Annotated in this window: 10 protein-coding genes; 1 reads left to right on the top strand and 9 read right to left on the bottom strand. The window is 48.5% G+C overall.

What is annotated here, in order from left to right; genetic code table 11:
* Positions 1-45 precede the first annotated feature (45 nt).
* From AB4Z30_RS19540 to AB4Z30_RS19510, 7 genes are all read right to left on the bottom strand, one after another.
* Entirely contained in the window at positions 46-1458 is a 1413-nt protein-coding gene (locus AB4Z30_RS19540) for an alpha-L-fucosidase (protein ID WP_441929159.1), read from the bottom strand.
* A 513-nt stretch (positions 1459-1971) separates the two neighbouring features.
* Positions 1972-3030, bottom strand: a complete 1059-nt coding sequence (locus tag AB4Z30_RS19535; RefSeq protein WP_441929158.1) for a Gfo/Idh/MocA family protein — start codon at positions 3028-3030, stop codon at positions 1972-1974.
* Positions 3031-3313: 283 nt separating this feature from the next.
* Positions 3314-4180, bottom strand: coding sequence for a sugar phosphate isomerase/epimerase family protein (locus AB4Z30_RS19530; protein WP_441929206.1), 867 nt, complete (start codon positions 4178-4180; stop codon positions 3314-3316).
* 109 nt (positions 4181-4289) lie between these two features.
* Positions 4290-6098: a beta-galactosidase gene (locus tag AB4Z30_RS19525; protein ID WP_441929157.1), complete on the bottom strand. Its 1809-nt coding sequence runs from the start codon at positions 6096-6098 to the stop codon at positions 4290-4292.
* 1 nt (position 6099) lies between these two features.
* Positions 6100-7578: an alpha-L-fucosidase gene (locus AB4Z30_RS19520; RefSeq protein WP_441929156.1), complete on the bottom strand. Its 1479-nt coding sequence runs from the start codon at positions 7576-7578 to the stop codon at positions 6100-6102.
* A 323-nt stretch (positions 7579-7901) separates the two neighbouring features.
* The gene (locus AB4Z30_RS19515) at positions 7902-8825 is read right to left on the bottom strand and encodes a copper homeostasis protein CutC (RefSeq protein ID WP_441929155.1); all 924 of its coding nucleotides are present in this window, start codon (positions 8823-8825) and stop codon (positions 7902-7904) included.
* A gap of 75 nt (positions 8826-8900) precedes the next feature.
* Positions 8901-9920, bottom strand: a complete 1020-nt coding sequence (locus tag AB4Z30_RS19510; RefSeq protein ID WP_441929154.1) for a sialidase family protein — start codon at positions 9918-9920, stop codon at positions 8901-8903.
* A 563-nt stretch (positions 9921-10483) separates the two neighbouring features.
* Here AB4Z30_RS19510 and AB4Z30_RS19505 point away from each other — a divergent pair.
* Positions 10484-10684: a hypothetical protein gene (locus AB4Z30_RS19505; protein WP_441929153.1), complete on the top strand. Its 201-nt coding sequence runs from the start codon at positions 10484-10486 to the stop codon at positions 10682-10684.
* A 330-nt stretch (positions 10685-11014) separates the two neighbouring features.
* Here the strand turns inward: AB4Z30_RS19505 and AB4Z30_RS19500 are convergent, their stop codons facing one another.
* A complete protein-coding gene (locus AB4Z30_RS19500) occupies positions 11015-11206 on the bottom strand; it encodes a hypothetical protein (protein WP_441929152.1) in 192 nt (63 codons plus the stop codon).
* Between the two features lie 250 nt (positions 11207-11456).
* The gene (locus AB4Z30_RS19495; RefSeq protein ID WP_441929205.1) at positions 11457-14264 is read right to left on the bottom strand and encodes a glycoside hydrolase family 3 C-terminal domain-containing protein; all 2808 of its coding nucleotides are present in this window, start codon (positions 14262-14264) and stop codon (positions 11457-11459) included.
* Positions 14265-14467 lie beyond the last annotated feature (203 nt).

Here is a 14467-nt window from a genome sequence, read left to right as displayed (position 1 = left end):
AAATTCCGGAGGTGTGGATATCTCCCCCGGAATTGACATGTGATTTTATGATTTGGTGATTAATCTAAATGTATGAGTGATCGGTGCTTGGTTGCTTGCGGCTGCTCGTGGCAGCTCCACGAGTAGCCCTTCTTCGGTTTGCTGAAACGAAAGTACGTCATTTGTACCGATGAGTTCAACACGCTCCACCTTTTCCACATATGGAATGATCAGCCGCTCTTCTAGGGTCTCGCTCTCGTTGCGATAGATGCGGAAGGCATATACGGTGTTGATTCCTTCCTTCTGTGTAAATGCCCACTCTTTCGTGTAAAACGGAGCGCAAATGCGGGTGCCATAAATGCCTTCGCCGTGTGTATTCAGCCACTCTCCAAGTCCCTGGATGCCTCGAATGGCCCCTTTGGGTAGACGTCCGTCCGGCTGCGGCCCGACATTCAGTGCCAGATTCCCGCCTTTGGATACCACTTCGAGCAAAATATGCGCAAGCTGCCGGCCCGATTTGTACTGATCATCGAAGCCAAAAGCAAAGGAATGCCCGACGGTAATGCAGCTCTCCCACGGGATATTCATCGGATGTTCCGGAATCGTCTGCTCCGGGGTGACGATGTTCTCATACGCCCCGCCAACGGTGCGATCTGCGGACAGAAGCCAAGGCTGCGTGCTCTTTCTCGCCCGCTCGACCACTTCACCAAGCCGAATATCCTGACCGTGGCGGCCTTCGCGTACCCAGCCTGCATCGAGCCACAAACACTCAATCCGTCCGTAATTCGTTAGCAGTTCCATGATCTGCTCATGGGTGAACTCCACGAACTTTTCCCACATCCAGGGATACTTGTGCGGATCATAAGAAGGGCCGCGCCACATATGGCGTCCGCGCTCCATGCCTGGTGCCCAGTAATACGGTGTGTGCCAGTCCGCTTTGGAAAAGTACGCCGAGATGCCCAGCCCCTTCGCACGGAAGGCATCGAACAACACCCGGCAGATATCGGCATATTTATGCTTGTGGAACGGCGTGTCCTTGCCTGTAATTCGGTAATCGGTCGTTTTGGTATCCCACATGCAGAAGCCGTCATGATGCTTGGTCGTAAACAGGAAGTATTTAAAACCGTTGTCGGCGGCCATCTGTGCCCATTCCTCGGGCTGGAACCGAATCGGATTGAACGTTTTGTTCAGGTCAAAATATTCACGCTTGAAGTCCTCCATATCGTCCGTCCAGTCCACATCATCCCGCGACCAGTCACCATCCTCATCGCTCAGCGCCCACGATTCCACCAAGCCGAGTTGCGAGTATGGCCCCCAGTGCATCATCAAACCCAGCTTCTGATCTTTGAACCACTCCAGCCGCTCCAGCAGCAGTGGATCTTCCGGCTTTACCCATTCGTCTTCTTTGCTAAAGTTGTGTACGCCTGCTTCAACGATGTGCTCTTCCTGCTCTGGCAGGGGGGGATTGGTTTGAGTCAAAATAAATCATCTCCTTTAGTTGAAATTTCTGACGTTGTAAAAGGTGGATTTACACTGGGGCACTCCGATTGCAGTACCATCTTTCGATCGCTGTTACCCCCGGATTCCTATGAATTATTTCCCTGATGGGGAAATCCGGTGGTAAAGGCGAGCGCTCCGCTTCTCCAGATTGGTTCTGCACTCTGCGTTTCACGTGTAAATGGATTTTTTACAACGGGCCAAGGCGGGTTCACCTCGTCGATTGGGTAACTGGTCACGTCGGGTTACCTGTTCCCTCCGTTTTGGGTAGAATAACGACCTTAAGATCACTGACGGATTACACTGGGGCACTCCGATTGCAGTACCATCTTTCAATCGCTGTTACCCCCGGATTCCTATGAATTATTTCCCTGATGGGGAAATCCGGGGGGAGCGTATGCTTCCGATGCAGCTTTCCTGCGGAAATCTTTCAGGCGAGCGCTTCGCTTCTCCAGATTGGTTCTGCACTCTCCGTTTCACGTGTAAATGGATTTTTTACAACGTGATTTCTTTGCCCTCGCGCGCGGATTCGTAGATGGCGCACAGCATTTTCATTACCTCTACGCCGTCCTCGACGGGGCTAAGGGTTTCTTTTCGGCCTTGCGTGCTGTCGATAAAGTGGTTGATTTCATTACGGAACGAACCCATGAAGTCAAAGGATTTAAAATCGACCTGCGGTGTCATGTTCAGAATGGTATCGAACTTCTCTCCAATAATCGAAATCTCTGGCTCCAGCTCGGCTCCTCCTTTGTCACCGTAAAGCTTAACTGTTGTTTCATCAGCCTTTGCATGTAGGGTGAAGCTGACATCGACCAACAGGCTTGCCCCATTTTCAAAACGGATCAATGCATTAGCCATATCTTCCACCGTGTTCTGTTCCGCATCGTAATCTGCAGCCTTATAGAACGAAAGATTGCGAATGTTCGCCCGGTTGCCGAGACGATTGGAGACGTTAGCGGAAACGGATTTCACCTTTGGTCTGCCCATCAGGTACCAGCAGATGTCGATGACATGAACACCGATATCAATCAACGGGCCACCGCCAGAGCGACTTTTATCCGCAAACCAGCCACCTGGATTGCCAAGACGGCGCAGACTGGAAGCTTTGGCATAATAGATTTCGCCCAGTTCACCTTCGTCGATGAACTTTTTCAGAATCTGGGTGTTGTCACTATAGCGGCGAACAAAACCTACTTGCAGCAGCTTTCCGCTGCGATGAACGGCTTTTTCTACCTCTAATGCATCCTCTACGGTCTGGCATAACGGCTTCTCGCACAGCACGTTTTTGCCTGCATCCAGCGCCGCAATACTGATCTCGGCGTGCGAATCATTCCATGTGCAGATGCTAACCGAATCGATTTCCGGCAGAGCGAGTAAGTCTCTATAGTCCGTAAACACATGAGTTGCTCCATACTGCTTCGCCACATCAGCGGCACGAGTCTCGTTCAGATCACAGATCGCATAAATCTCCACTTCCGGGTTGCTGGCATAGGCTTGCAAGTGACAATCGGATATCGAACCAGCGCCGATGACAGCGACTTTTAATTTGGACATTTTACTACCCCTCCAGTGTTAAAAATGAAAATGAATACCGTTCAGCTTGGCAGAGCCAGCTTTTTATAAAAAGTAGCACGACCTTGAATCATTCATACTGATCACATTTCGATGTATTTCATCTGAGAGAAAACGGATAACGGCGTCTTCTTTCATACGGCCTACTTTCTTGCTAAACCTTCTATATAAAAGACTCACTACACTGCATCTCACAGCACTAAACCAATCGACACGGGATAGCATAGCGATGCCAGATCATAGCAAAGCACATAACGACACAATGTCACACCTCATCCCACAAACGACGCACGTTATCCATAGCAATACACGAGGCGGTTCGGCAATCCTCCATGCCTTCAAATTCAACCGAGATATATCCGTCATACCCGGATTGCTTCAACACACGGAACACCTCAGGCATGTCGATATCACCATGACCCACGATAGCTCCGCGCAGATAATTGCCATGGGAGGTCTGGAACCATCCTTCGCCGGGATTCCGGGTGGAAGGACGCCAGTAGAAGTCTTTGGCATGAACGATAGACGCGTGAGCAATATTATTTTTCACCGCACTCACCGGATCTTCATCCACACAGAGGAAATTCCCGATGTCCAGTGTCGTTTTGAAATTTTCCCGCCCCGTCTCATGTAAAAGCCGCTGAATTCGCTCACTCGATTGCACATAATATCCGTGGTTCTCCACACTTGTTGTAATGCCGAAGCCTGCGGCATAGTCGGCAATTCGTTGACAGGCTTTGACGATCACGGGCAGGTCGGCTTCAAACTGTGCTACAGTCCCTTCCGGTGCAGGCCGGAAAGCCACATCGTGGCGCATCCGTTTCACACCCAGGGCAGCCGCAACATCTACGTGGCGCATAACACTCTGAATTTCTTCCTCCAAAGTCTCGGCATTCTCCTGAACCGCAAAGTTCGCTCCAATGGCATAATTGGAGATGTCGATACCAACCTCCCGAGCCGTAGCTTTAATTTCCTCAATTAACGCTGGATTATCGATCAAACTGAAGCCCATCGGTACAATCTCCACATGCTGCCCGCCCTGCTCCGCAATCCACCGAACGGCATCCGGCACAGTTAGCTCCTTACGATCCAACGCTTGCTGCAAACTGTACGTGCTGAGTCCAACTTTCATCTTCCTCATCCTCTCCCTCTCCTGTGATGGGTGTCCATACCCAACATATACCGTGTTCCATTCCATAGAGCAATTGCCAATAATCGCATGGCTCACCGATTTTCCTTTTCTAGCCCAAATCCGGCTGATCCACGAACATGACAGCGGCATCTGCCGTCCCATGAAGCTCAAATATAATGATCTCATTCTCCCCTTGACGGAGAAGAGGCGCAGGGACATACAACGTCTGTTGCGGGCCTTTATTCCAGTAGCGACCCAGATTGAATCCGTTTACAAATGCAACCCCTTTTGTCCAGCCTTCCAGACGAAGAAAGGTATCCTTTATATCCATCACATCCTCAATATGAAGACTTCCTCGATAAAAAAATGGCTCCTCTTTAACTGTTCTTGCGCTGCTCTCCAGCTCAGACAGCACAGCAAAGGATAAGCCCGAAAGATCGGTCATCGGCAAGCAATGAATCGTCCAATCATACAAAAACTGAAAGCCATGCCGCACACCTTCTGTGATTCCCTTCGGATCTCTCAGATACGGCCCATAATTGATCCGCCCCATATTCTCAACAAGAATGAGCAACTCTGCGCCTTCCGCGGGTACTTCAAAGGATATCGTCGCCGTGGGATTTCCACGTTCCAGTACTCCCTGTAAAAGGCCATCTACAAACACCAGTGCCCGATCACGTACCTCCTGAACGACCAACTCCTGGCGCTCTCTTGGCCCGGAAATAGAGGTCTGATAGCTGATAAATCCGTAATCCTGCCCAAGCTTCTCCATCGGCTCCGGATTTGTACAGTGCATTGGAACAGCCAGTGCATTCAGTTGCTGAAGCAAACTAGCGTGCTGCGCCATCTCAACTCTGCCGTAAGCGGCTGTCCCCATAGACTCTGGTAAAACTAAATCTCTCTCTTCACAGTAACCGTCCTGTTTTTCAAAACTTCTATAACGTGAGAGAACCTCTCTGACCGCATAAAATTTCGCTGTCGGTTCACCCGATTCGCTAAGCAGAGAGTCATAGTCATAACTTGTGATAGTCGGTTCATATTGATCCTTCTGCTGACAATTCGCACCATTATAAAAAGCAAAATTCGTACCGCCATGGAACATGTAGAAGTTCACCGATGCGCCCGTCTCTAACATTTCCTCCAGTACTTTGGCTACATCTGCTGCTTCCCGGGTATGATGTGACTCGCCCCAGTGATCGAACCACCCATTCCAAAACTCCATACACATAAGCGGTTCCTCCGCTTGATATTCACGCAGCTTGGCAAACGCCCACTCTGTTCCCGACCCAAAATTAACTGTTGCCAAGTGTCCTGGCACGGAACCAGCCTGCAGCATATGATCGGTTGGTCCATCCGAGGTAAACAGGAGCACATCCATACCCCGCTGCACCATACCATCTCGCAAATATTGCAGATAACTTGCATCGTTCCCGAAGCTGCCATATTCATTTTCAACCTGCAACGCAATAATGGGTCCGCCTAAGGTGCTCAGAAGGGGTTTTAATTTGGGCAAAAGCACATCGTAATATCGATCCACATGCGCCAGAAACGCCGAATCACTGCAACGGAGTCGCAGATGGTCATCCGCAAGCAGCCAGGACGGCAATCCGCCAAACTCCCACTCCGCACAGATGTAAGGACTTGGACGAACGATCACATGCAGCCCCAGGCTCCCCGCAAGCTGTATAAACTTCTCCACGTCCGCCATACCTTCAAAACAATACTCTCCCGGCTGCGGCTCATGCATATTCCATGGCACATAGGTCTCCACCGTGTTGAATCCGCAGGCCTTCAGCTTCAGCAACCGATCTTCCCAATACTCGGGCACCACTCGGAAATAATGAATGGCTCCTGATAGAATCTGAATCGGTTCTCCATCCAGTATGAATTGTGACCCCTGAACCGTCAGTACCGTCATCTCACATGCCCTCCCGTTCACTATAAAATAAGCTAAATTTCGATAGTGTTGGACACCATCTGGACTCCTGAATGGTCAGCCGAACCCGGTTTGCAGTGACTTTTGGAAAACAGCAAATTCGCTTATATCCAACCACCGTTCCAGCATATATGTCCTGCCACCGACCATCCTCACCGCATACTTCCAGCGTGAATCGTTCGATCCGTTGCCCCGATTGGATATGCTCCATCAATATCACATGGTCGAAGGTCTTTTCTTCCGGCAAAAGCAATTCAATCCACGCGTGCTCTGTTCCTTCGCGTGGGCACCAATAAGCTTTTGGTTTGCGCTCTCCATCCGGATTTAGCACTTGTGAAGCTGCATGTGCTTCGTCCATCGTCTCCGAAGCCTTCGCCTGTGCACCTTGCGCCAAGTCTTCACTGAACGTTGTGCGCAACACCGAACCTAACTCGCGCAGCCGCTGGACATCATTTTCATGAATCAGACCACGCTTGTCTGGTGGCAGGTTAAGCAAAAAACACGCGTTGCCGCCCACGGCGCCGTAATATACGGAGAGTAGTTCCTCCAGCGTTTTGACCTGATCATCTTCACTCGCATGATAGAACCAGCCCGGACGTATCGAGGTATTCACCTCGGCAGGATACCACACCAGCTGATCAGCATAGTCACGAATGACGTCACGGCTCCCCAGATCATGGTCCTGTGTGTTGATTTTCCTCGCAAACGCTCCATCATCCACCTGTTGCGACTGCTCCTGAATCTTCTCATTATCCTGCATATGCGCCGGTACAACGCTCCATTCCGATTCGCGCGTATGTCCTGCCTCATTGCCACACCAGCGTACGTCCGGGCCACAAACCGAAATGACCGCTTCTAGCTGGAGCTCACGAATGAGCGCGTAATAGGCGTCCCAGTCATAGACCTGCCTTTTCCCATTGGGCCCTTCGCCACATGCTCCATCAAACCAGACACAGAAGATATCACCGTAGTTCGTCAGCAGTTCGCGCAATTGATGAAGAAAAAAGGCGTTATACCGCTCCGAATCCCCATAACATGCTTCATGACGATCCCAGGGTGAGAGATACACCCCAAATTTCAACCCGGCGTCACGACAAGCATCGGCAACTTCTCGAACCAGATCACCAGAGCCATTTCGCCATGGACTTGCTGCGACTGTATGATCTGTATAACGGCTGGGCCACAGACAGAATCCATCATGATGTTTGCATGTCAAAATCAGCCCTTTCATGCCTGCGTCCTTACACGCCTTCACCCATTGTCCTGCCTGTAGTTCAATAGGGTTAAAGATCGCCGGGTCTTCCTCGCCCGTCCCCCACTCCCGATCCGTAAATGTGTTCACTGTAAAATGAATAAAAGCATAAAACTCCATCTCCTGCCATCTCATTTGGCGCTCGGACGGAGTGATTTGTGCCGCCTTTTTAATCCAATCCGCTGGTGCTGGTGAAAGCTTTGAGTTCATGGCTTCCCACTCCCTTATATGAAAGGTGCATTTTGTTTTCAGTGCTTTTATTACTTTTTGTTCTATATAAGTTGAACTATTCTTTTACACGTTAACGAAGAGGACAGAAAAAACCTGGAAAAGCGAAGCGTTCGCCTTTATCACCGGGTTTTCCCCTTTGGAAAAGGAAATCCATAAAATCTGGGGATAACAGCGATTGAAAGGTTATTCTGTCATCGGAGTGGACTGTGTAAAATCTTTAGTTCAATTTATATAGCTATTCATCCGCTTCTATAGCCGCCGCTATGTTGGATACTTCGAATACACCCACACAATGGCTACCATTACCGCAGCTCTTGTACTGCACGAATCAACATTGCTTTAGCCTGAGCGACAAGCTGAGCATCTACAGGATGATCGAAACTGCCTCCACGCCGCACGCCCGATCCCATATGAATCTCGGTAATCCACGTTCGGCTCACGATGGTTGAAATCCCTTCAATCGTGACACCCGAACCCGCCATAATCGATATATTTAATGTCTGTCCCATCTCCTGTAACTGCTGTAGTTCGAGCAAACCTTCAGGGGCAGTAGGCTTGCCTCCCGATGTAAGCACACGCTCAACGACACTCTCCTCGCTCTTACTCACACATGCACTCTTGCTCTCACCCTTGCTATTACTCTCACACTCACTCTTGTCCTTGCTGTTATTCTCGCTACTACTCCTGTCCTTACTTTCACTATCACTCTCGCTCTTGTTCTTGTTCTTGTTCTTCATCTCCCTCTCATACTCAAACCTGCCCTTACCCTCACTCCCTCCATTGATGCTACCAATGCTCTCCAGCGCTCTCACCACATATGCACTCGAATCGATGGCGCGATGAAACGTAACTCCCAGCCCCTGAGCGCTTAACAGACAAGTTTGTAAAAAGGAGCGATCCACTTCTCCCTGATCGGTGAGAGCTCCAATCACGATGCCTGCGGCACCTAGCTCCCGCGCCACACGTATGTCTTGGATTATTACTTGAAGATCATCAGCGCTATAGCAGAACGAGCGACTATGAGGCCTTATCATGACATACACCGGAATCGATACCTTGGATACGACTTGTTCAATCTGCCCATAGCCTGGCGTAAGACCACCTTCGGACATAGCCGATACCAGCTCAATCCGATCGGCTCCCCCCTGTTCAGCCGCTTGGGCATCTGCCGCGTCCACCGCTATGACTTCCAATATTGGCTTTATGTTGTTAACTCGCCTATTCATAGGAACACCTCCCCACAAGTAACCACGACAGAAAGGACCGAATAAACGCTTGATCAGCGTTTCTGCGGCCCTTGCTTATTCCCATGTTTGAACGTTCAGTTTCCAGAACGCAACCCGGTCTCTTTTCCACGTATACGAGATGTACAGGTTCTGCCCCTGAGATACGATGGTAGGATAAGAATACTCGCCCGGCTCATCTTCGAGCACCCATTCATCTCCCCAGCTCGCACCATTGTCATTCGAAAAAGTAACCACCAGTGGTGTCCGGGGACTCTCTGTCGCATATCCGCTCACGGGATTGTAGACGAGTGCAAGCAAGCCACTCTCCAGCCGTGTGACATCAATTCCGCTATTGTTGTTTGGCAGTTCTGTCGGGTAAGCTTCACACCATGTCCTGCCACCATCCACCGAGTCACTGCGGAAAACCCTCCCCTCCGTACTGCGAAGCAACATATGTACATCATCCGCACTTGAAGTCCATAGAGTAGGCTGAATCAGACCTTTAGCAATCCAATGATCCGCCCCCACATAAGCAGACAGGTTCATTGGCACGGGTTCACTTTTCGTCCATGTCGTGCCTTCATCGGTTGAAATATCAACAAAAGCTTCCCATACCTGTTTGCCCGGATTCTCCATATCCAATCGCTCAATGGAGGCCGGAGCCAGAATTGTTCGGTTTGCGAGCTGCACAGGTTTATTGCGCACCGGGCCACGACCACCCACATCCCCAGGAACTAACTCACGAGCAGCCGTCCACGTCTGTCCACCATCCTCCGAGCGCATGATGCGAGTATGCCAGTCTGTAATTTCGTGTCCCACCTTGTAAAAGAGAACAAGTGAACCCCCATGTGCATACAGCACCGGGTTCCAATGGGCAATGCCTTCTTCATCCGCTACTTTGCGCGGCGTTGACCACGAGCCATCTTGCTCCTGAATAGCCATCCAGATAGCGGTGTCGCTGGATTTTTCATACGAGCCTGCGAACCAAGCCGCAATAACTAAACCAGTTGGCAAAACAGCAACCGTAGATGCATGACTGCTCTGAAAATGCTGCCCTTCCCGAAAAACATACTGTTTCTCAGCCTTAATCGTCATGAGCGAGCCTCCTGTAGAATGGAGTAATAAAGACGGGAAACTATCTTAATGCAGTTAAAACGAGTCTAGGTTCCCACGGCTTCCATGAACTTCATGCTTTGTTGGTTTTAAGTGATTTATTACAATGATAGCTTTGATTCTTCTACTTTCTTATACCCTTATAAATATTTCGACCCTTATTTCATTATTGTTATTTTTGTTATTGTATTCGTTATTCAATTATGTGTTTAGTCTAAAACGTTAGGTGTTGAACGTCAAGACTCGTGAATAAGACTTCTTTGAAATTATCTCCCCAATCTCTGTAGCATACCAACGCAATGCAAGTGTAATTTACTTTTTGACGTATGCTTGAGGACTGGAACTACGACAATCGACCAAGCGATTTAGGACAAGATATACTTTTATGTTGGATTCTCGTACTTAGTATGTAGAATTTTTTGTCACAGTGTGTTGTACATATGTGTCGTACATATAGGTGGTTATACTATTATTTTGGAGTTTTAAACAAAATAAAAAGGAAACTGTCCCCCTCTTATTTGCGTCTGTATATATGAGGTGATTTGATGAACAGAATTTTAGCGTTTTCCATTTTGGGAATGGGTTTAACTGGTGCCGTTTTAATCTTCTCTGTTGCTCTATGGTTTAATCCACCGATAGGAAATGTGTTAAAGATGGTTACTGCTGCTTCAACATTATCTTTTATTATATTTGCTGTCTCGGCTTTGGTATTTCGTCGGCGATTAGATCATGAAAAAAGAACTTAATATATTCACACTACTTTCTCCATCCAAGACAAATGGTTTTCAAGAGCAATGTCGTAAGTTTAGCTCACACGCAGAACTAACATAAAAATGAAATCTGAATCGTGAAGCGACATAGGAAAAGTCCTGTGCCGTTTCTTTTTTTGTGTATAAAGAGATTCTCACATATGACGCAAAAAAGACGAGGCAAAAAAATCTCTGCATCGTCTTTGTATCATATCTAGCGTATTGGTGACCTGTTCCAGTCCTCCATGTTCCTCGCCCTTGATTAAAATAGAGGGCTTTCAAAATTGCTTGTTTATATCTACTTCACTCATCACATATCGTACCTATCTACTTGCTACGCCGGGCTTTTGTCATACGGTTGAACATAATCAAAGCCACAATAATCATGGCAAGCATCGCAATATTGCTGGACACCTCTTGCGACAATCCAAACAGCATACACACGTTTGTTACTAGTCCTCGTACGATTAATGCCACGACAATCAGCAAAATCGGACTTAAATAATTGTATCTCTTCATCGTTACCACACCCCTGACTCCATTATTCTGTTTGACCACGATCCCGTAATTCGATCATAACAGCCTGCTCCGCTGGTGACAACAAAAGGACACTGCGCGCAGTGTCCTTCCTTATATCGCTACAATGATTTTATCACTGTATGGTTACACTTCTTCTTTCAAACCTCCAGCCAAACAACAGCCAATTCACATAAAAATTTTATCTCAATTGAGCTTAGAGAGTTAAACCCAATTTACTTAACCTAACCAATTACACTTGCTTGAATTCAATCCAATCAATCTGCAGACCTGGTTTAGTAAAGTCCAGCTTGAGTTCATACAGCCCAGCCTCCAGCTGCACTTTCACCAGCTTTTGTCTGATCCATTTGCCCTCTGTACCATTCGTTTGAATCGTCGTAGCGAGCTGACCATTCAGCAACACATTACATGCACTTTGTGCCAGTTCAGGCTCAGGTGACATGATCTGCACAATAATCCGGTATTGGCCTGCTTCATCCACTTTCATATATACAGGTTCGGCTACTTCAGGTTTCACCTTCGCATTCTCAGCCAGCACCTGAACATCTGCCGCAGACAAGGATGCATTCGCCTGGAATGAAGCCACACTCTCCACAATCTCATGTTTGCGTGAGGATACCGGCGCGTTCATGATGAATTTGCAGATGTTGATCGCGGAGCGTTGTAGTTCACCGCGGGTCAAGGTTCCATTTTCGAGCGATTCCATTGTATTGTCATCCCAGCCGTTGATCTCTGCGCCATAGTTTGGCACAACCATGTAGAGGTCGTTCTGAGCGCGAACCATCCAGTTCGTGAACTTGCGATCAGCTTCTCCGCCTTCAACCACATCGTTCATAATGGCCCACCAGTCGGTCATCACAATGCCGTCGAAGTTCCACTCTCCGCGCAGAATCGTTGTGTTCAGATCGTAATTGGATGCGGCCCAGTGTCCGTTAATCGGATTGTAAGAGGTCATGATGGAGTTCGCTCCACCCTCTTTCACCGCAATCTCGAATCCTTTCAGATAAATTTCACGAAGAGCACGTTCGGATACAACGGCATCGACTTTGCTACGGTGTTTCTCCTGATTGTTGCAGGCAAAGTGTTTCAGAGTGGCGTTAGAGCCGCCCTTCATAATGCCTTTCGTACATGCTGCGGCAAATACACCAGAAATCAGCGGATCTTCCGAGAAGTACTCGAAGTTACGACCATTCAGCGGACTGCGGCGGATATTAAGTCCAGGTCCGAGCAAGGTGTCCACCTGATTGCGAAGCAGCTCTTGTCCTTCCATCACATACAGTTCTTCTACCAAGTCTGCATTCCACGTTGCCGCCAGCAGCGTTCCGATAGATACTTGTGTTGCTTTTTCCCCACTATCCATACGGATACCGGACGGACCGTCTGCCGTACAGGCCACAGGAATGCCATAGTTAAACAGGCTGTCACTCACACCGCCAAACGCCGATGCGGTTCCCGAAGTGACCAGGGGACTGCTCATGCCTTCCCCACGCACAATTGCAGCCAGATCCTGATCGCTCAGTTGAGCTACAAAGGCTTCCAGACTGACTTTACCCGCCTTCACGTCGCTCAGCTTGTAACCCTGATTGCCCGTTTGCTCCAGCGTCTGTGGCAGGTTCTGCTTGATGCGATCCGCGATAGACACTTTACGTTTCGGCACGTCCACGTAAATCAGCTCATACGAACCATCTGCCTTGCGAATGCCCGGTTTCATGCGTGTGAAATCTTCCGTTGGTGCCATCGCTTCCTGCAATTGCTCCACCAGTTGAACCGTGTCCACAACATAGCCGTCTTGGCCATCGATGCCAACGTGTTCGACCTGCTTCACGCTTGTACCCACATGCAGGCGGTACGTTCCCGCTTCAAGCACATAGGCAGAAGCATATCCAGTTACACCCGCATCATCATACGAAGCCATGCGATTTACGGGGAAACGGATCGTTAGCAGCTCGGAATCGCCGGGCTGTAGCAGTCCTGTTTTGCCAAAAGCGGCCAGTGCCTTCACGGGTTGTCCCAGTTCCCCTTGCGGTGCTTCATAATACACCTGTACCACTTCTTTACCTGCATAGGTTGTACCGGAGTTGGTCACGTTCACACGAACCTCGATCGATGTCTCACCGTTCTCGTTCACCGTGCGAGCTTCCTCGGTTTGAATCGCAAATGTCGTATAAGACAGACCATAACCGAACTCAAATTGCACCTTTTCAGGTCGAAACGTTTCGAAAAAACGATAACCCACATAAATATCTTCCTGATACAGGTTCTTAAACTCATTTCCGTAGTTGCTTGTAGAAGGGTAATCTTCAATCGAATAAGCAATCGTATCCGTCAGTTTACCGCTTGGTGTCACGTCTCCAGCCAGTACGTCTGCAATCGCATTACCGCCTTCCATGCCCCCGTGCCAGGAGTAGATCACACCTTGAATCGGATGTAGAACCGTTTCGTTCAACCAGCTCATATCCATAATATTAGAGACGTTAAGTACCACAATCGTATGTTCAAAATGGTTCGTGACATGCTTCAGCATTGCCTTTTCATCGTCTGTGAGACGATAACTTCCGGGTGCATCTGCATTATCCTGATCTTCCCCTGCAGTACGTCCAATGACCACAATGGCTTTGCTGGATTTACTTCTAGCCTGTGCAACCAGTTCGTCTGTAAGCGGCATTTCCCTCTGGTTCCATGGCTCGGCTGCCCAGACTTTCCCACCATCGTCAAACGGATTTTCCTCGATCCATTTCTCATAAACGGCTGCCAGGTCTTCGTTAACGTTGATGTTCTTTTTGCTACGTAGTCCATCCAGCAGATTGGTTGTGTACGCGACATGAACACTCCCGCCTGAACCTGTACCACTGCGATAATAATCCACTTGAATTCGGCCAAAAACTGAAACGTTTTCGGAATGACCAAGTGGAAGCACCTGTCCTTCATTTTTAAGTAAAACTGCTCCTTCGGCAGCCACTGTACGGCTAAACTCTGCAAACCCTTCCAATGGAACACCAATTAGATTTGTACTCAAGTGATTTCCCTCCTGAAATGTCATCTCCATATCTGTGAACCGGCTATTTATAAAACAAGATTAGATCGTACCCCAATTTACTACGATGGCAAAATAACCTTAATATCGTTTTTTTCCCGACTAAGCTCATTTAAAAATAGAACTAACTTCATGGATATGGCAGATTTACTTGTACCTATTCCCATCTTAACAGATTGCAGACATGAAAATATATGAGAAATATTCAT

The sequence above is a fragment of the Paenibacillus sp. 2TAF8 genome (assembly GCF_052114825.1).
Classification (GTDB): domain Bacteria; phylum Bacillota; class Bacilli; order Paenibacillales; family Paenibacillaceae; genus Paenibacillus.
Note: the sequence above shows the minus strand (reverse complement) of the source record. Positions and strands in the feature narration are given on the sequence as shown.

Excerpts from the sequence above, each read along its gene's own strand:
- AB4Z30_RS19505 (WP_441929153.1), top strand. The coding sequence starts at position 10,484 with ATGAACAGAATTTTAGCGTTTTCCATTTTGGGAATGGGTTTAACTGGT.
- AB4Z30_RS19525 (WP_441929157.1), bottom strand. The coding sequence starts at position 6,098 with ATGACGGTACTGACGGTTCAGGGGTCACAATTCATACTGGATGGAGAA.
- AB4Z30_RS19535 (WP_441929158.1), bottom strand. The coding sequence starts at position 3,030 with ATGTCCAAATTAAAAGTCGCTGTCATCGGCGCTGGTTCGATATCCGAT.
- AB4Z30_RS19495 (WP_441929205.1), bottom strand. The coding sequence starts at position 14,264 with ATGACATTTCAGGAGGGAAATCACTTGAGTACAAATCTAATTGGTGTT.
- AB4Z30_RS19510 (WP_441929154.1), bottom strand. The coding sequence starts at position 9,920 with ATGACGATTAAGGCTGAGAAACAGTATGTTTTTCGGGAAGGGCAGCAT.
- AB4Z30_RS19515 (WP_441929155.1), bottom strand. The coding sequence starts at position 8,825 with ATGAATAGGCGAGTTAACAACATAAAGCCAATATTGGAAGTCATAGCG.
- AB4Z30_RS19520 (WP_441929156.1), bottom strand. The coding sequence starts at position 7,578 with ATGAACTCAAAGCTTTCACCAGCACCAGCGGATTGGATTAAAAAGGCG.
- AB4Z30_RS19530 (WP_441929206.1), bottom strand. The coding sequence starts at position 4,180 with ATGAAAGTTGGACTCAGCACGTACAGTTTGCAGCAAGCGTTGGATCGT.
- AB4Z30_RS19500 (WP_441929152.1), bottom strand. The coding sequence starts at position 11,206 with ATGAAGAGATACAATTATTTAAGTCCGATTTTGCTGATTGTCGTGGCA.